Origin of the sequence: Rhizobium etli 8C-3, assembly GCF_001908375.1 — a bacterium.
GTDB classification, from domain to species: domain Bacteria; phylum Pseudomonadota; class Alphaproteobacteria; order Rhizobiales; family Rhizobiaceae; genus Rhizobium; species Rhizobium etli_B.
In genome coordinates this window covers 1,902,881-1,919,299 of the sequence record NZ_CP017241.1, presented here as the reverse complement: position 1 = coordinate 1,919,299, position 16,419 = coordinate 1,902,881, and the positions used below count along the sequence as shown (strand labels likewise).

Sequence of the window (16,419 nt, the reverse complement as noted above, 5' to 3'; positions counted from 1 at the left end):
TTACGACGGCTCGAAAAAAAAGCGCTCCCCAGAGGAAGCGCCTTGCAACTGCCAAGGACAGCGATCTTATTGCGGCAGTTTGTCGTCGACTCCTTGGACGTAAAAGTTCATGCCGAGCAGCGTGCCATCATCGGCCTTCTCGCCATCCTTCAGCCACGGCGTTCCGTCCTGCTTGTTGATCGGACCGGTGAATGGATGCAGCTCGCCGGATTTGATCTTGGCCTCGGTTTCTTCGGCCATCTTCTTTACGTCGTCTGGCATGTTCGTGTAGGGCGCCATGGTCAGAATGCCGTCCTTCAGGCCATCCCAGATCTGTTCAGACTTCCAGGTACCTTCGAGCAGCGCCCTTGTTCGCTTGATATAGTAAGCGCCCCATGTGTCGACGATTGCCGTCAACTGGGTCTTCGGACCTGCTTTGATCATGTCCGATGCCTGACCGAAAGCCATGATGCCGCGTTCGGCGGCAACCTGCATCGGCGCCGTGGTGTCGGTGTGCTGTGTCAAGATGTCGACGCCCTGGTCGATCAGTGCCTTGGCGGCGTCGGCTTCCTTGCCAGGGTCAAACCAGGTGTTGGCCCATACGACCTTCAGCTTGAAGTCGGGATTGACGGACTTGGCGCCGAGTTCGAAAGCGTTGATCCCCATCACCACTTCCGGAATCGGGAACGAGGCGATGTAGCCAGCCAGCCCCTTCTTGGACATCTTGGCGGCGATCTGGCCCTGAATGTAGCGGCCCTCATAGAAGCGCGAATTGTAGGTCGCGACGTTCTCCGCTGCCTTGAAGCCGGTTGCATGCTCAAACTTCACCTTCGGGAACTTCTGGGCGACCTTGATGGTTGCATCCATGAAGCCGAACGAGGTGGTGAAGATCAGCGAGCAGCCGGAGCGGGCCATACGCTCGATCGCGCGCTCGGCATCCGGGCCTTCCGGAACACTTTCGAGGTAAGGTGTTTCGACCTTGTCGCCGAATTCCTTTTCGACCTCGAGGCGGCCGTTTTCATGGGCTTGCGTCCAGCCGCCGTCCGTGCGGGTGCCGACATAGATAAAGCAGACCTTGGTTTTGTCTGCGGCTTGTGCGGTCGAGCCGACGCTGATGACAAGCGCAGCGGTTGCCGCAAGTGCGAGTGCTAGTTTCTTCATTTTAGCCCCTGTTGGTTGGGAGTTTTGAAACCCGTCTGTTGTTATGCGTCACCGGTCAGGCACGAAAGCCTTGCCAAGCGATGCCGGCGTGTTGATCAACGTCGTGCGCCGATTATGAGAAATGATGATGAGAACGACAATAGTCGCGGCATAGGGCAGCATCGAAAGAAACTGCGAGGGAATGCCTATCCCAAAGGCCTGCGCATGAAGCTGGCCGATCGATACCGCACCGAACAGGTAGCCTCCCGCAAGCACTCGCCATGGCCGCCAAGACGCAAAGACGACGAGCGCAAGCGCGATCCAGCCGCGCCCCGCCGCCATGTTTTCCACCCATTGCGGTGTATAGACGAGCGAAAGCTGCGCGCCGGCAAGCCCGGCACAGGCGCCGCCGAACATGACCGCCAGGTAGCGGGTACGAATGACATCGATGCCGAGCGCGTGTGCCGAACCGTGATTGTCGCCGATTGCCCGCAGTTTCAGACCACTGCGGCTTTTGAAGAGGAACCAGTTGATGCCGATGACGAGCACAATCGACAGGTAGAAAACCAGGTCCTGATGGAAAAGCACCGGTCCGATGAAGGGGATCTCGGAAAGATAGGGAATGTAGACCTGTGGAACCTTGATCCCGGGGATGCCGACATAGCTCTCGCCGAGCATCCCGGAGGCTCCAAGCCCGAGGATCGTCAGCGAAAGACCGGTCGCGACCTGGTTGGTTACCAGCGTCAGCGTCAGGAAGCCGAAGAAAAGCGAGAACACTGCGCCGGTCGCGATTCCGGCCAGCAGGCCGATATATGGCGATCCGGTGGCCTGGGCTGCCGCAAAGGCGCCGACGGCGCCCATAATCATCATTCCCTCAACGCCCAGGTTCAAGACACCGGCGCGCTCTGTCACGAGTTCACCGAATGCAGCGATCACGAGAGGCGTGGCGGCCGTGATGACGGTCAGCAATATCGCTTCGAAGATCATTGCGCCACCTTTCCGGTGACAGCCTGCACCCGCGACCAGACGATCCTGATCCTGTAGAAGATCAGCGTGTCGCACGAGAGCACGAAAAAGAGCAGGAGCCCCTGGAAGACACGCGTCACCTTGTCGGACACGCCGATCGAGAGTTGTGCCGCCTCGCCGCCGAGATAGGTGAGCGCCAGCACTAGGCCGGAGGCAGTGATGCCGAGGGGATTGAGGCGTCCGAGAAAGGCGACGATGATCGCAGTAAAGCCGTAACCCGGCGAAATGGCCGGCTGCAGGTGGCCGATCGAACCAGACACTTCGCAAATGCCGGCGAGACCGGCAAGCGCGCCGGACAACAGAAAGCTGAACCAGATCATCCGCCTCGAGGAGAAGCCGGCAAAGCGCCCTGCCCGTTCGGACTGGCCAAGCACCACGATCTCGAAGCCCTTCAGCGTATAACGCATCATGAACCAGATGAGGATCGCCGCCAGGATCGCGAGAACGAAGGCCCAGTGCGCGCGCCCCGACTCTTCCCAAATAGCAGGAAGGACCGCTTCCGGAGCAAAGTCCCGCGAAACGGGAAAATTGAAACCCTTCGGATCGCGCCAGGCGCCGCGGATCAGCCAGTCGAGGAAAAGCTGGGCGATATAGACCAACATCAGCGAGGTCAGAATTTCATTGGTATTGAAGTGAGCTTTCAGGAGTGCCGGGATGGCGGCGAAGAGCGCACCGCCGGTGGCGCCCATGATGAGCATCAGCGGCAGCACAATCGGCGAATGCCAATCGTAGAAGACGATCGGCAGAATCGAGCCTGCGATAGCGCCGATGGTGAACTGGCCCTCGGCACCAATATTCCAGTTGTTCGAGCGATAGCAAACCGAAAGGCCCACTGCGATGAGGATGAGCGGCGCTGCTTTAATCGCCAGTTCGTGCAGCGACCAGACTTCAAGCAAGGGTTCGACGAAGAAGGCGTCCAGCGCCCCCACCGGATCCTTGCCGAGCAGAGCGAACATGATGCTGCCTGCAATCAGCGTCAGCACTAGCGCCAGGAGCGGTGAAACGAATCCGAAGAGTTTCGAGACCTGCGGCCGTTTTTCGAGTTCAATGCGCATCGCCGGCCTCCGCGGCAGGCCTGCTTTCATGCAGACCGCCCATCAGGATGCCGATCCGCTCGCGGGTCAGTTCGCCGGCCGGGAACGGCGGCGAGAGACGCCCTTCCGAGATGACGGCGATATCGGTTGCGACTTCGAATATCTCGTCGAGGTCCTGACTGATGACGAGGACGGCAGAGCCGGCTCGTGCGAGATCGACGAGGGCCTGACGAATGTGGCTCGCAGCTCCCGCGTCGACGCCCCAGGTCGGCTGATTGACAACGAGGACCGCCGGTTGGCGATCGAGCTCCCGGCCGACGATGAACTTCTGAAGATTGCCGCCTGACAACGCCCCTGCGGCGGGATCCTCACCGCTCTTTCGCACATCCATGCTTTCCGAAATGCGTTTTGCCGCACTCCTCACCGCTGCGCGCCGGATGACCTTGAGAAAGCCGCCGCCAAGGAAGGCCCTGCGATCCGACTGGCTGCGCGCGAGCACCACATTATCCGAAAGTTTCATGGCTGAAACTGCGGCGTGGCCGTGGCGCTCTTCGGGGACGAAACCCGCTCCGAGCAGGCGGCGGGCGGTGATGCCCTGCGTGCCGACAGGCTTCCTGCGGATCATGATCGCCTCAGGCTGCGCCACCGGATATTCGCCCGACAAGGCGTCAAAAAGCTCGCCCTGCCCGTTTCCGGCAACGCCGGCAATCGCCAGGATTTCGCCTGAGCGGACCGCAAGCGACACATCCCTGAGCGGTGTGGCAAAGGGCGTGCGCGCAGCAACTGAAAGGCTCGATACTGCAAGTTGAACGTCCCCGACATTGCCGCGGTCGGGATGACTCACGCTCGCCACGTGGGAGCCGACCATCATTCTGGCGAGGGAACCGGTTGTCTCCCGCTTCGGATCGCAGGCACCGGTAACCCTGCCGTGGCGAAGCACGGTTGCGCGATCGCAAATGCGCTGCACCTCCTCGAGGCGATGGCTGATATAGAGCACCGAGCGGCCCTCCGCCTTCAACTTGAAGAGCGTTTCGAAGAGTTTGTCGGCCTCCTGGGGCGTCAGAACCGAAGTCGGCTCGTCTAGGATGATCAGCTTTGGATTTTGCAGCAACGCGCGGACGATTTCGATGCGCTGGCGCTCCCCGACGGAAAGGTCGGCTACATGGGCATGCGGATCGAGCGGCAGCCCGTAAGCGCGCGACAATGCCCTGGCCTCCTCAGCAATCCGGCCGATCGGAATCTTGTCATCGAGCGACAGCGCGATGTTTTCGGCGACGGTCAGGGCCTCGAAGAGCGAAAAATGCTGGAAGACCATACCGATGCCGAGCTTGCGGGCTTCTCCAGGCGCAACAATCGCAACCGGTTTTCCATCCCAGAATATATCGCCCGCCGTCGGCTCCAAAACGCCGAACAGCATCTTCACAAGAGTGGACTTGCCTGCGCCATTCTCTCCGAGAAGCGCGTGGATTTCGCCCGAAGCGATATCGAGATCGATTTCGTTGCAGGCGGTAAAGCTGCCGAAGAGCTTCGTCAGTTTCCGGACCGACAGTAGCGCACCGGACGGCAGCGCATTCAATGACGACACGTTCCCCTCATTTCTCTCTGCCGACCTTTCCGTTCCGGATCGTTATGGGATCAGCAGCGTAGTTCCCGTAGTTCTTCTTGTTTCCAGATCCGCGTGAGCCCGTCCCACCTCACGCAACGGATAGGTTTGGTTGATATTGATACGCACTTTGCTGCTTAGCACAATATCAAATAGCGCGTTTGCACAGGCGGTCAGTTCATCGCGCGTGGCGATATAGGTGAAAAGCGTCGGCCTCGTTGCATAAAGCGAGCCCCGCTGCGCCAGCATCGCCATTGTGAAGTTCTCAATAGCGCCGGAGGATTGGCCGAAGGAGACAAACATGCCTCGCGGCTTCAGGCAGTCGAGCGATTGCGGGAACGTATCGCGGCCGACCGAGTCATAGACGACGTCCACGCCCTTGCCGCCGGTGACCTCACGAACGCGGTCGAGGAAATTATCGGTCCTGTAGTTGATGACGTGATCGTAGCCATGCTCGAGCGCGACCTTCACCTTGTCTTCCGAGCCGACGGTACCGATCACGGTTGCGCCCAGCGTCTTTGCCCACTGCCCTGCGATGAGGCCGACGCCGCCGGCGGCGGCATGGAAAAGCAAAACCGTTTCACGACCGACCTTGAATGTCCGGTTCAGCAGATATTCGGCGGTCATGCCCTTCAGCATCATCGCGGCTGCTGTTTCCAGACTGATTCCGTCCGGCACCTTGACAAGGTGCTTGGTCTCGACGTTTCGCTCGACGCTGTAGGCGCCGTCGGCACCGGCATAGGCAACCCTGTCGCCGACTGCGAAATCGTCGACGCCGGGTCCGATCGCCATCACGGTGCCCGCCGCTTCCTTCCCGGCGATGAACGGCAGATGCGCTGCCTTATAGGTTCCATCGCGGAAATACACGTCGATGAAGTTGAGGCCGATTGCAGCGTGCCTTATCTGCACCTCGCCGGCCGATGGCGGCGGCAAATCGACATCGACATACTGAAGAACTTCTGGACCGCCATTGCGGCTGAAAGCAATCGCCTGCGTCTTTGTCATAATCGCCTCCTATTGGCTGCGTCCAAGCGCCGGGAAGAACTGCAGGACAGCACCGATGCAATAGAGATAGACACTGCTGATCACGAAGAGAACGATGGCCCATTGAGGCATGCTGAAGTGCATCAGCAGCGAATACATGCCGAGCGCCGACCAGAAGAAGAAAACGCCAAGATTGACAAGGCGGAGACGCTGGACGCGCACGGGATGCAGGAAATTGATTGGCAGGAAGGTAAGGATCACAGAGACGATCACCACCGTCAGGGCGGTCGCAGCGCTTGCGTCGATGACAAAGAGCGTAAAGACGATCATATTCCAGACGACAGGGAAGCCGGAGAAGAAATACTCCTCGGTCTTCATGCCCATATCGGCATAGTAAATGGCGCTCGACACGACGATCATGCCGGCCGCGGCAAAAGACCAGGGTTCACCGATCATGCCGCTCTGGTACAGTGCGAAAGCCGGCAGAAGTACGTAGGTCACGTAATCGATGATATTGTCGAGCGTGTCGCCCGACCAGTTGGGCAGCACCTCCTTCACCCGTACCTTGCGAGCGATGGGACCGTCAATGCCGTCGACGAGCAGAGCAAGGCCCAACCACCAGAACATGTCGATGAAGCGGTGTTCGGCAGCGGCGACCACGCCGAGAAATGCGAGGAAGGAGCCGGACGCCGTCAAAATGTGGACGGAAAAGGCGCGTATTTCTGCATAAGGAACGCGCTTGTAGTTGAAAATCTTCATGTTTCCCCGTACCGCCTGCCGCCGCTTAAAACCTGCCGCCAGCGTTTTGGCCTAATATGCATCCTTTGCCCCGCTTCGCCAGCGCAAAAACAACGAGATCACGCTGGCGTTGATACATGACAATGATATGCATATTTCCTACTGATAGCGTCGCAGAGAATGGAATGCCTTTAATTTCCAGCGTATTTGTAATATTTGCCTCGCATCAGACCGATCATGCGACGAATACGGGATCCGATACCGAATGAACGCTCCAGCCAAGACCGATGATTTCGCCTCCGCCGTTCCGGCAAATGTCTATGCCGAAACGGTGCTGAGCGTCACGCACTATACGGACCGGCTCTTCCGATTCACGATGACCCGGCCGCAGGGATTCCGTTTCCGTTCCGGCGAATTCGCGATGATTGGCCTCATGGTCGATGGCAAGCCGATTTTCCGTGCCTATTCCATCGCAAGTCCGGCCTGGGCCGAAGAACTCGAATTCTTCTCGATCAAGGTGCCTGACGGCCCGCTCACATCGCATCTCCAGAGCATCAAGCCGGGCGACCAGGTTCTGATGCGCAAGAAGCCGACGGGCACGCTGGTGCTCGACGCGTTGACGCCTGGCAAGCGGCTTTACATGTTCTCGACCGGGACGGGCATCGCGCCCTTCGCAAGCCTTATCCGCGACCCGGATACCTATGAAAAATACGAGGAAGTGATCCTCACCCACACGACGCGCGAGGTCGCGGAACTGAAGTACGGCTTCGATCTGATAGAAGAGATCCGCAACGACGAACTGCTGAGCGAGATCGTCGGCGACAAACTGCGTCACTATGCGACGGTTACCCGCGAGGAGTTCGAATATCGCGGTCGCATTACCGACTTGATCTCCTCGGGCAAGCTCTTTACCGATCTTGGCGTTCCGCCGCTCGACCCGGAAATCGACCGCGGCATGATTTGCGGCTCTTCCGCCATGCTGAAGGACACCAAGGAACTGCTCGAAAAGGCAGGCTTTGAAGAAGGCGCCAACAGCAAGCCGGCCGAGTTCGTCATAGAACGCGCCTTCGTCGGCTGACGGTTTCTGGATTATTGATTGAACGGCTCCGGAGACGGGGGGGCCGTTTTTCATTCGTGGCTGAGATAGTCTATCAAGGCCGCCATTGCCTGCCGCGACTCTTCCGCCTTGCCCTGCTGGATGGCGCGAATAACCGTGACATGCAGCGTGATCGAGCGGTCCATCCGATCCGGAGTGGCAGTCGAATACCAGAGACGGCGTGAATGTGTCTGCACAGGCCCGAGCGCTGCGGTGATGAACCTGTTCGGGCAAGCCTCTTCGAGAAGCTCATCGAATGCCTTGTCAGCAGCGAAGAAGGCAGCAAGATCGCCGTTGACCGCGCAATTGGTCATTGTGCGGGCGCAGTTGATCAGCTCCCCCCGCTGCTCGTCCGTCGCATGCTCCGCCACCAGCGACGCAGCAATAGGCTCCAGTTCCCTGCGCACCTGCATGACATTTGCATGATCGTCCGGCTTGATCTCCGCCACCTGCAGCCCGACCCGCGGCCTCACGACGACGAGGCCCTGCCAGGCAAGCTTCTGGATCGCTTCGCGTACCGGCGTACGGCCGTGACCGGCAATATCGATCAGCTGCTTTTCGGTCACCAGCGCGCCCGGCTTCAACACCAGCGTCACAATCGCGTGCTCAAGTGCTAGATAGGCCAGATGGCTCTGTGAACTCTGCATTCGATGTTCCATACCCCATTGTGATATATCAGATATTGACACGGCGTAAATCGGATGGCAAGCTGCTGTGATATATCAGAGTCAAGGAGGCGAACATGTGGCGCGGCGTATTTCCTGCAGTAACGACGAAATTCACTGAGAGCGGCGAGCTTGATCTTGCCGAAATGGAACGCTGCTTCGGCCTTCAGGCCGACGCAGGTGTCGATGGCATCATTGTCTGCGGCTCGCTCGGCGAGAACATGACGCTCGAGCCGGAAGAGAAACTGGAAATCCTAAAAGTCGCCCGCTCGGCTGCGGGCTCGAAGCCAGTATTGATGACGATCTGCGAAAGCTCGACAAAGCGCGGCGCCGCTGCCGCCAAGGCCGCAGCAAGGGCCGGCGCGAGCGGCTTCATGGTCTTGCCGGGCGTGCCCTACAAATCGGCTCCGGAAGAAACGCTGACGCATGTCCAGACAATTGCCGCAGCCGGCGGCCTGCCGATCATGGTCTACAACAACCCGGTCGCCTATGGCGTAGACGTCACGATCCCGATGTTCGAAGAGCTGGCGAAGAACGATCTCGTCGTCGCCATGAAGGAATCGACCGACGATATTCGCCGCGTAACAGACGTTTTCAACGCCTTCGGCGAACGCTTCGATGTGTTTACTGGCGTCGACAACCTGGCGCTCGAAAGCCTCTTGATGGGTGCGCACGGCTGGGTCGCGGGTCTCGTCGTCGCTTTCCCGAAGGAAACGGTCGCGATCTATAGGCTCGTCCAGGCGGGCCGTCTTGATGAAGCGCGTGCCATCTACCGCTGGTTCCGGCCGCTGCTCGACCTCGATGTGTCGACCTTCCTCGTCCAGAACATCAAGCTTGCGGAAGTCTACGCCATCCGGTCGAACGACCGCGTCCGCGCCCCTCGTCTGCCGCTTTCCGGCGAACCGCGCCAGCGCGTCGTCGGCGTGATTGAAAAGGCCCTGGCGAACCGCCCGGAATTGCCGAAGTTCTGATCAATCGGCACTTGGAGTGTTCCAAGGCCGGGCATCACCCGGCCTGTTCATTCGTGCCGTAAGGCTTCGATCGGATTGAGCTGCGCTGCCCTTCGCGCCGGAAAATAGCCGAAGATCATGCCGATTGCAGCCGAGAAGACGAAGGCGACGGCGATCATCAGCGGGCTCACGACGAAGGGAACCTTCAAGAGCGTCACCGCAGTGAAGCCGATGCCTAATCCGAATACGATGCCCGTGATGCCGCCGAAGAGCGACAGCGCAATTGCCTCGACGAGGAACTGCAACAGTACCTGCGTCTCCAATGCGCCAATCGCAAGCCGGATGCCGATCTCCCGCGTGCGTTCAGTGACCGACACTAGCATGATGTTCATGATGCCGATCCCGCCGACCAGAAGGCTGATTGCGGCGACAGCGCCGAGCAATCCCGTCAGCAATGTCGTCGTACCCGTCATGGCTTCGGCAATCTGCGTCATGTCGTTAACGTTGAAATCGTCTTCGCGACCCGGAATGATCTTGCGGCGCTCGCGCAGCAGGTTCTCGGTCTCCGTTTGAACCTTGGAGGTCGAAACGCCGTCGCGCGCCGAAATGACGATCATCTGGACATTGGCGTTGGCCCTGCCGCCGATCCGGCGCTGATAGATCTTTACGGGCATGATAACGACGTCGTCCTGGTCATTGCCCATGCCCGATTGCCCCCGCTTCGCCAGGACGCCGATGACGCCGCAGGACACCTTGCCCACGCGGATCTGCTGCCCTGTCGGATTGGCCGCGCCGAAAAGCTGCGATCGTACCGTCTCGCCGAGGATGCAGCGCGCGCGCCCGCGCTCTTCCGCCGCCTCGAAGGTGCGGCCGAGGGCCATGTCCCAGTCCTGCGCGATGAAATAGTCGTTTGTCGTGCCCATGACGGTAGTCGAATGACTCTGGCCACCGTAGATCGCCGTCGCCGTCGTCTGGTTGAGCGGCGCGACTGCACGCAGGCCATTTAGCTGATCGCGGATCGCATCGACATCCTTAACGGTAAACCGTCTCGCCTCGGAGCTCGCGCGCCCCGGACCGAACTGGCCCGGACGCACGAAGAGCATGTTGGTCCCGAGCCGCGAGAGCTCCGCGGAGACCTGCTCGGTGGTACCGTTGCCGATCGTCACCAATGCGATAACGGCGGCAACGCCGATGACGACGCCAAGCACGGTAAGGAAGGAACGCAGGATGTTGCGGCTGATGGCGCGCAGCGCAAGTTTCAGCGTTTCAAGAAACATGATCCGCCCCGCCCTGATGCACGACCTCGGCTTCGAGCTTTCCATCGACGAAACGGAGGATGCGCTGTGCATAGGCCGCGATGTCGGGTTCATGCGTGACCATGACGATCGTGATGCCCTGCTCCCGGTTCAGCCGCGTCATCAGATCCATGATCTCGGCGCTGGTTTTCGTGTCGAGATTGCCGGTCGGCTCGTCGGCAAGCAACAGGGCTGGTTCGGTGACGATCGCGCGGGCGATTGCCACGCGCTGCTGCTGGCCGCCGGAAAGCTCCTGCGTCTTATGGTGCTCGCGCCCCGTAAGTCCGACCAAGCCAAGCGCTTCCTTGGCGCGCCGGTGGCGCTCGCCCGCTGCGACACCGCGGTAGATCAGCGGCAACTCTACATTCTCGACCGCCGATGTCCGCGCGAGAAGGTTGAACCCCTGGAAAACGAAGCCCAGCATATGGCGTCTCAGCAGCGTTAGCTGATTTCGATCGAAACCGGTCGTCGAAATGCCCTGGAAGACGTAGTCGCCGGCGCTCGGAACATCGAGGCAGCCGAGGATATTCATCGCTGTCGACTTACCCGAGCCCGATGGACCCATGATCGCGACGAATTGATGGATCCCAATCCGCAGATCGACATGGTCGAGCGCGCGGATCGCCGCCTCGCCGTGACCGTAGATCTTCGATACCTGCCTGAATTCGAGAAGCGGCGGACTGGTCATCATTCGCCCGCCTATCGCGCCCGTGTCGTGGCGTCTGTGACAAGCGCATCGCCTTCCTTGAGCTCACCGGCCGTGACCTGTGTGAACTGACCGTCCGAGGAACCAACCTGGATGACGAGAGGCACTTGGCGGCCTTCGCGCAACACCCACACGCGACGTTTAGCGCCAGTGAGCGCTTCATTGCCGTTGCCGCCGGAGCGCGGCCCCATACGCGGCGGCCGGAAAAGACCGAAGATGCCGCGGTTGGCGCGCGATTCGGCTTCTGGCGGCGCGTAGCGCAAAGCAGCATTCGGCACCATCAGGGTTTCCTTGACGGCCTCGACGGTAATATCCGCCGTTGCCGTCATGCCCGGGCGCAGCAGGAGGTCAGCGTTGTCGACGGAAAGCACGGCCTTGTAGGTGACGACATTGTTGGTCGTCTCGGAGGCGAAGCGGATCTGCTCGATCTCGGCGGGAAAGGACTTGTTCGGATAGGCGTCGACCGTGAAGGTCGCCTTCTGCCCGACGCCAATCTGGCCGACATCGGCCTCGTCCACATCGACTTGCAGTTCCATCTTCCTGAGATCGCCCGCGATGGTAAAGAGAACCGGCGCCGAAAGCGATGCGGCGACGGTTGCACCCGGATCGACAGAGCGGGTCAGGATGACGCCATCGACCGGCGAAACAATTTTGGCCTTGGCAAGGTTGACCTCGGCGAGCCGCAGGTCGGCTTCGGCAGAGAGCACTTCCGCCTCGTTGATCTGCTTTGTGGCTGCGGCGGACTCGTATTTGTAGGTCGCATCGTCAAGGCTCTGCTGCGTCGAGACGCTGCCTCTGACGAGGCTCTTCAAGCGCTCCAGCGAAACCTGCGCCGACAGCAGATCGGCATTCGCCTTCAGCACATTCGCCTTGGCCGAATCGAGCTTCGCACGCGAGCTCTTCACATCGGCCTCCAGCTTGTTCGTATCGAGAACTGCCAGCACCTGGCCGGATTTGACCTCGCTGTTGTAATCGACATTGACGTCGCGCACGGTGCCGGAGAGTTCGCTCGAGATATCGACCTGCTCGGTCGGCTGCACCGAGCCGGTCGCCGTCACGAGAACCGTCAAGTCGCCGCGCTTTGCCGGCTGCGTCTCATAGCTGTATCCGGTGGCGCTGCGGCCGTTGTAAAAAAAGCCAACGGTCCCAGCGATCGCAATCAATGCTGCAGCGGCGACAAGACGGCCGCGCCAGCGGCTGCCCTTGCCGCGCTTGGCGGAGGCCGCCAGGACGGCAGCAAGATCGATATCGGCTGCTGCAGCCTTCCTGCCGGTTCCGGAATCGTCCATAAAAGCCTCAAGTCGAAAAGAGAAGCGCCTGCTCCGTTTGCCATCCAGATAGTCATAACGAAGATGAACCGGAAATTAGCGTTAGAGGCGCATTCGCACGGAATGACGGAAAAGCGCAATTAAATCTTGGTAATGAAAGTCCGCTTTAGCCGGCATCTTCGTGATACTGGTCGGTCGCCCGCAGCGGATGAAGCCAGCTTTCGCGGCGTTTGATCCAGATCTCGTAGAGTGGCGCGATTTCCATCGGCGCATCATCAAGAGATCCAAGCCGGAGTTCCGCCTCCTTGTCGGTAAGACAAAAGAGCCGACCGCCGCATGCCGGACAGAAGCTGCGGCCCTCAAATGTCGCAACCGAACCGGAATACTCGAAAGCCGCACGCGGCCATACGGCGAACGTGACGAAGGCCGAGCCGCTCTCCTTCCGGCAGTCCGTACAGTGACAGAGCCCGGAGCGAAGCGGCTCGCCCTTCACGTCATATCTGACGGCGCCGCAAAGGCAGCCCCCAGTGCGCATTTTCATCAGGCGTCGAAATCCAGGGGCAGCGTCGGCGGCTTGCGCTTGGCGGCCATCAGAAGATCGAGCTCGGTCGCCGACGGTCCGAATTTTTCATAAAGCCGCTTGGCCTCCTTTTCATCCAAACGGTATTTCCGGGCGAATTCGCTTATGCTGTAAGGCCGGCCGCGCAACACTCTGCGCGTCGGCACCGTCTGATTGGCAGAATCGGCCATGGCAACCTCCTTTTTACAACCCGGAAAGTTAGGGCGTTGAGGGCCGTTGGGAAGCTCATGGAAGCCTGAAAAACGACAGACTGAAGCCTCGAATCGGCGACAAAGATGCCATTCCTTCCCGGCGCGTGGCAAAACACTGCCTTCATTTGGTATCGGATATCCCAGATTGTAACGATGCCTCGGATCGAAACGCATACGGTGGATATTTACCAGCTATTATCCTTACCGGTTCATTGAAATGGACCGACTCAACTAAAGCCGTTCAAGGTCATAGAGCCGTAGAACACCCCTCCCCGCTACGGCAGGAGACCTGGCAATCGGGCTACAGGATGCCCGCGCCGGGTCTCCGCCATTACCGGCTCCCGGAGGGGTCCACTCGACCGCGAGCCCGAAAGTCAGCGACTTTGCTCATTCTTAGCCGGTCCGTGGCCAAGCGGGCCCTGTTTCCGAAAACCAGACCAGTCCGCTCATTAACTCTGCCGCAGCCGATTGTGATAATGGAATCGGACGCTGTGGTTTCAGTGGCGGTAACCAGGGTGGCCGCAGCCGCGAGCCACTTGAGGATCTGCATTCTTCGCATCTGTCGATCGACATTATCTAGCCGATTGCGACCGCAGAAAACCGTCTTCTTGAAGACATAGTGCTCAGCCATATGGATCATATGTGCCGCAATTCTTCGACTTTCGCCCGCCGTTACCTCATTGCGAAAGTAGCTCCAAGTATTTAAGTGCGATCCGAACTCGGCAAGTAAGAACAGAATTGCACGCACGATTGTCCGGTGAGTCGTTTTTTTACTGCCTTTCTAGGCGCAATCCCCAAAAATAGTCCATATGTCACTTTCAAGTCACTCGACAATAAAGTCCAAGTATGTTGAGTAATTGTTGATCGACCAACAACTTTCTAGGACTTGCGATACTTGTATGACACAAATTCGAGATGCACTTCTGACCGTTGAGGCATGGGCGCGATACCCGGTGTCCGACTCCGAGGAAATGGAGGCCAACTTGCCGGGTCTCAGTGAGGCCTGGGAGATGGATCTGGTTGAGGAAAACAGTTCCGGCTTCGACGCCTGCATGCATTTCTCATTGACCCGCGCGGGTGTAGAGTTCCTTCACGGCCCTCAACCTTCGCTACGTGATGTAATATTGAGGTCGGCACGACGCCTGTTCGGACAGATCGTTGGATATCCCGTCGCCTGAACAAACGTCTTGAATTCGGTCAACATTCTGCCTCACCGCGCCGTTGCCTAATGGACAGGCAGACCGTCACCGACACCGTAGCATCCTTGAAGACATTGCTGTCGCGGGCGGTCGAGACGTGGCTGGTTCGCCGACCGTGCCGAAGTCTCCAACGCCGGCTTCGAGTGCGTTGGCGACTTTGGCAAGCCTGATGCACCGTTCGTTCCGTGGCTCGCCATCTTTGGCGACACGAGCGAGCCGCTCCAATGCCCAACCGGCGCAGGAGATGGTCAGCAAGAAAAGGGCCTTTATAATTTCTCTGGCGTCATTTCTTGACCGCCTTGCCGGTGGGGCCACGCCATGCTTCGTTCTTGTCCAGAAGAAGTTTGCCAAGTGTCACCCTGCATCAGTCCCACTGTGCAGATTGGTCAGTGATTTGGAATTGCTCAAGGTGTTACTGTGCCAGTGGCCTCTTGCCGATCGAGATACCGACCGCACAGACGCAGCAACGCGGCGTCCGGCGCGTCCAACGCTCGAGTTTGACTGGTGTACAACGGCTCTTTGGATGGAGTGCACGTGCCTGCGCCGAACACAGGCTTGAGGCGCGCCAGGCGATGGCACGCAGCACAACAAAAATCGCGCCCGTATCGTTATTTCATTTGCTTCTAAATTAGACTTGAGTAGTGTTCACCCGTTAGGGGTGGAGGATTCCATGGAACGCGTTGAGCCGGAAAATGCAGATTCCAATATGGCAACGAGGGTCTGGTCGGTTACGGAGTTCTGCGCGCGACATCGATTGGACGAGGAAGAAGAAACGAGGCTACTTCAGCTGTTTGGTCCATTCGCGACTGCATGCGAACTCATGAACAACGCCAAGCGTCTACCAAAGTGGCGGTAGTCCGTGGGAATGGGTAGAGGGGACGTCCAGCGTCGTTTCGCTTGGCTGACTTTGAGCGCAACGGTAATGCCAGTTCCAAAGCGATAGCGGCGCTTTGAATTTGATCTATATTTGCAACCGGAACTTTATCCGAAATTGGTGCGCACCGAGCCGGAACACAATCCCCTTCGGGTTATCGCAGGAGATGCCCCTGCCATCCAGGATCTTCACCAGCGCCATGTGCACCAACGAGCTTTCCGATACCAGGCCTCGCACGGCTTGTTTCTGGCGGCGAGACCGGCAATAGACCAACCGACGACACCGACGGCGAGAAGAACCGCTCCAGTGACGGTTACAACGGGAATGCCCATAAGCCGATAAAGTCGAGGCAGGTTTGCAACGACTGCCGCGCCGACAAGAAAATGCAGCGTGACGGCAGTCGAAACGAGCGCGACGGACCATCCCGTTCGCTGGACCACCAGCTGCAAGTAGATCGGTGGCCCATAAAAACCGACGCCCCAGCCGAATATTGCCAGAACGAATGTCGCAACGACCACGCACCAGCCGAAAAATGGTGCCATCTTAGATGTTGGTAGGTCTTGATCGAAGTGTTGTCGTTCGGCCGCTTGTGGCGCTTTCCTGCAGAAGAAGGCTTTCGCTCTGCGTCCAGTTCGTGCTGCGCTTAACGTCTTTTCGCAGCCCGCGCTTCCCGCGCTCCTCTGCATGTTGTGTCTGGTGCCGACAGACTACGTTAGATGGGCACCAAGCCTATCAGCCCATCTATGTTGGTCGCGACACTCCATCCTTAACGGTCGTTAACTTTCTCATATTCATCCGTCCTAAAATATGTTACCGCGATTCACCGTTTGGAGACTTTGCGATGCGACGTTTCAATCTTCGACATGAAGTCGATGACAAGTGGCTTGTTGTCGATGGGATCACAATGGAGCCCGCCACGCTTGGTGACGTGCAGGTGAGCGGAATGTCTTGGGCCGAGGCCTGTGACTTTGTCGACTTGATGAACTCTCTGGACGCTATCGAACGACATTCGAGCCGCTATGCAGCAGCTTTCGCTGCGGAGTGATCCTCGTTCTGACCACCCATCCTCGGACAGTCGACAGACAATTGGC

17 protein-coding genes are annotated in these 16,419 nt (G+C 58.9%); 4 read left to right on the top strand and 13 right to left on the bottom strand.

Annotated elements, in window-relative coordinates; genetic code table 11:
* Positions 1-66: 66 nt before the first annotated feature.
* Genes AM571_RS09820 through pcsA form a run of 6 tightly spaced genes read right to left on the bottom strand, consistent with a single transcriptional unit; the run spans position 67 to position 6,525 of the window.
* On the bottom strand, positions 67-1,140 hold the full coding sequence (locus tag AM571_RS09820) for a BMP family ABC transporter substrate-binding protein (protein WP_074061237.1): 1,074 nt from the start codon (positions 1,138-1,140) through the stop codon (positions 67-69).
* 48 nt (positions 1,141-1,188) lie between these two features.
* Complete coding sequence (locus AM571_RS09815) at positions 1,189-2,106, bottom strand: ABC transporter permease (protein WP_074061236.1); 918 nt, start codon at positions 2,104-2,106, stop codon at positions 1,189-1,191.
* Positions 2,103-3,200 (bottom strand): ABC transporter permease, encoded by a 1,098-nt coding sequence (locus AM571_RS09810; protein ID WP_074061235.1) that lies wholly within the window; start codon positions 3,198-3,200, stop codon positions 2,103-2,105. Before AM571_RS09810 ends, AM571_RS09815 begins: the two co-directional genes overlap by 4 nt.
* The gene (locus AM571_RS09805) at positions 3,190-4,755 is read right to left on the bottom strand and encodes an ABC transporter ATP-binding protein (RefSeq protein ID WP_155774482.1); all 1,566 of its coding nucleotides are present in this window, start codon (positions 4,753-4,755) and stop codon (positions 3,190-3,192) included. The genes AM571_RS09810 and AM571_RS09805 overlap by 11 nt, the downstream gene beginning before the upstream one ends.
* Before the next feature lie 51 nt (positions 4,756-4,806).
* Entirely contained in the window at positions 4,807-5,787 is a 981-nt protein-coding gene (locus tag AM571_RS09800; protein ID WP_074061233.1) for a quinone oxidoreductase family protein, read from the bottom strand.
* A gap of 9 nt (positions 5,788-5,796) precedes the next feature.
* Positions 5,797-6,525, bottom strand: a complete 729-nt coding sequence (gene pcsA / locus AM571_RS09795) for a phosphatidylcholine synthase (protein ID WP_074061232.1) — start codon at positions 6,523-6,525, stop codon at positions 5,797-5,799.
* Between the two features lie 244 nt (positions 6,526-6,769).
* Between pcsA and AM571_RS09790 the strand changes: the two genes are divergently transcribed.
* Positions 6,770-7,582, top strand: a complete 813-nt coding sequence (locus AM571_RS09790; RefSeq protein WP_074061231.1) for a ferredoxin--NADP reductase — start codon at positions 6,770-6,772, stop codon at positions 7,580-7,582.
* 50 nt (positions 7,583-7,632) lie between these two features.
* Here the strand turns inward: AM571_RS09790 and AM571_RS09785 are convergent, their stop codons facing one another.
* Positions 7,633-8,247 (bottom strand): GntR family transcriptional regulator, encoded by a 615-nt coding sequence (locus AM571_RS09785; RefSeq protein WP_074061230.1) that lies wholly within the window; start codon positions 8,245-8,247, stop codon positions 7,633-7,635.
* Positions 8,248-8,342: 95 nt separating this feature from the next.
* Between AM571_RS09785 and AM571_RS09780 the strand changes: the two genes are divergently transcribed.
* A complete protein-coding gene (locus AM571_RS09780) occupies positions 8,343-9,236 on the top strand; it encodes a dihydrodipicolinate synthase family protein (protein ID WP_074061229.1) in 894 nt (297 codons plus the stop codon).
* Positions 9,237-9,283: 47 nt separating this feature from the next.
* Here AM571_RS09780 and AM571_RS09775 read toward each other — a convergent pair whose 3' ends face one another.
* The 5 genes from AM571_RS09775 to AM571_RS09755 all read right to left on the bottom strand — a co-directional run bounded on the left by AM571_RS09775 (position 9,284) and on the right by AM571_RS09755 (position 13,234).
* Positions 9,284-10,492 (bottom strand): ABC transporter permease, encoded by a 1,209-nt coding sequence (locus tag AM571_RS09775; RefSeq protein ID WP_074061228.1) that lies wholly within the window; start codon positions 10,490-10,492, stop codon positions 9,284-9,286.
* The gene (locus AM571_RS09770; protein ID WP_074063154.1) at positions 10,482-11,198 is read right to left on the bottom strand and encodes an ABC transporter ATP-binding protein; all 717 of its coding nucleotides are present in this window, start codon (positions 11,196-11,198) and stop codon (positions 10,482-10,484) included. The genes AM571_RS09775 and AM571_RS09770 overlap by 11 nt, the downstream gene beginning before the upstream one ends.
* Before the next feature lie 11 nt (positions 11,199-11,209).
* Positions 11,210-12,505, bottom strand: a complete 1,296-nt coding sequence (locus tag AM571_RS09765; RefSeq protein ID WP_074061227.1) for an efflux RND transporter periplasmic adaptor subunit — start codon at positions 12,503-12,505, stop codon at positions 11,210-11,212.
* Positions 12,506-12,650: 145 nt separating this feature from the next.
* Entirely contained in the window at positions 12,651-13,025 is a 375-nt protein-coding gene (locus AM571_RS09760; protein ID WP_074061226.1) for a GFA family protein, read from the bottom strand.
* On the bottom strand, positions 13,025-13,234 hold the full coding sequence (locus AM571_RS09755; protein WP_022715550.1) for a hypothetical protein: 210 nt from the start codon (positions 13,232-13,234) through the stop codon (positions 13,025-13,027). The genes AM571_RS09760 and AM571_RS09755 overlap by 1 nt, the downstream gene beginning before the upstream one ends.
* 1,890 nt (positions 13,235-15,124) lie before the next feature.
* Here AM571_RS09755 and AM571_RS37335 point away from each other — a divergent pair.
* A complete protein-coding gene (locus AM571_RS37335; RefSeq protein WP_074061223.1) occupies positions 15,125-15,310 on the top strand; it encodes a hypothetical protein in 186 nt (61 codons plus the stop codon).
* A 206-nt stretch (positions 15,311-15,516) separates the two neighbouring features.
* Here AM571_RS37335 and AM571_RS09735 read toward each other — a convergent pair whose 3' ends face one another.
* The gene (locus AM571_RS09735; RefSeq protein ID WP_196776317.1) at positions 15,517-15,870 is read right to left on the bottom strand and encodes a hypothetical protein; all 354 of its coding nucleotides are present in this window, start codon (positions 15,868-15,870) and stop codon (positions 15,517-15,519) included.
* A gap of 299 nt (positions 15,871-16,169) precedes the next feature.
* Here AM571_RS09735 and AM571_RS09730 point away from each other — a divergent pair, with 299 nt between their 5' ends.
* A complete protein-coding gene (locus tag AM571_RS09730) occupies positions 16,170-16,373 on the top strand; it encodes a hypothetical protein (RefSeq protein ID WP_074061222.1) in 204 nt (67 codons plus the stop codon).
* Positions 16,374-16,419 lie beyond the last annotated feature (46 nt).

What these genes read in the sequence shown, in the direction of transcription:
- AM571_RS09800 (WP_074061233.1), bottom strand. Translation starts at nt 5,787, where the DNA reads ATGACAAAGACGCAGGCGATTGCTTTCAGCCGCAATGGCGGTCCAGAA.
- pcsA (WP_074061232.1), bottom strand. Translation starts at nt 6,525, where the DNA reads ATGAAGATTTTCAACTACAAGCGCGTTCCTTATGCAGAAATACGCGCC.
- AM571_RS09735 (WP_196776317.1), bottom strand. Translation starts at nt 15,870, where the DNA reads ATGGCACCATTTTTCGGCTGGTGCGTGGTCGTTGCGACATTCGTTCTG.
- AM571_RS09765 (WP_074061227.1), bottom strand. Translation starts at nt 12,505, where the DNA reads ATGGACGATTCCGGAACCGGCAGGAAGGCTGCAGCAGCCGATATCGAT.
- AM571_RS09770 (WP_074063154.1), bottom strand. Translation starts at nt 11,198, where the DNA reads ATGACCAGTCCGCCGCTTCTCGAATTCAGGCAGGTATCGAAGATCTAC.
- AM571_RS09790 (WP_074061231.1), top strand. Translation starts at nt 6,770, where the DNA reads ATGAACGCTCCAGCCAAGACCGATGATTTCGCCTCCGCCGTTCCGGCA.
- AM571_RS09780 (WP_074061229.1), top strand. Translation starts at nt 8,343, where the DNA reads ATGTGGCGCGGCGTATTTCCTGCAGTAACGACGAAATTCACTGAGAGC.
- AM571_RS09755 (WP_022715550.1), bottom strand. Translation starts at nt 13,234, where the DNA reads ATGGCCGATTCTGCCAATCAGACGGTGCCGACGCGCAGAGTGTTGCGC.
- AM571_RS09775 (WP_074061228.1), bottom strand. Translation starts at nt 10,492, where the DNA reads ATGTTTCTTGAAACGCTGAAACTTGCGCTGCGCGCCATCAGCCGCAAC.
- AM571_RS09760 (WP_074061226.1), bottom strand. Translation starts at nt 13,025, where the DNA reads ATGAAAATGCGCACTGGGGGCTGCCTTTGCGGCGCCGTCAGATATGAC.
- AM571_RS37335 (WP_074061223.1), top strand. Translation starts at nt 15,125, where the DNA reads ATGGAACGCGTTGAGCCGGAAAATGCAGATTCCAATATGGCAACGAGG.
- AM571_RS09730 (WP_074061222.1), top strand. Translation starts at nt 16,170, where the DNA reads ATGCGACGTTTCAATCTTCGACATGAAGTCGATGACAAGTGGCTTGTT.
- AM571_RS09785 (WP_074061230.1), bottom strand. Translation starts at nt 8,247, where the DNA reads ATGCAGAGTTCACAGAGCCATCTGGCCTATCTAGCACTTGAGCACGCG.
- AM571_RS09815 (WP_074061236.1), bottom strand. Translation starts at nt 2,106, where the DNA reads ATGATCTTCGAAGCGATATTGCTGACCGTCATCACGGCCGCCACGCCT.
- AM571_RS09810 (WP_074061235.1), bottom strand. Translation starts at nt 3,200, where the DNA reads ATGCGCATTGAACTCGAAAAACGGCCGCAGGTCTCGAAACTCTTCGGA.
- AM571_RS09820 (WP_074061237.1), bottom strand. Translation starts at nt 1,140, where the DNA reads ATGAAGAAACTAGCACTCGCACTTGCGGCAACCGCTGCGCTTGTCATC.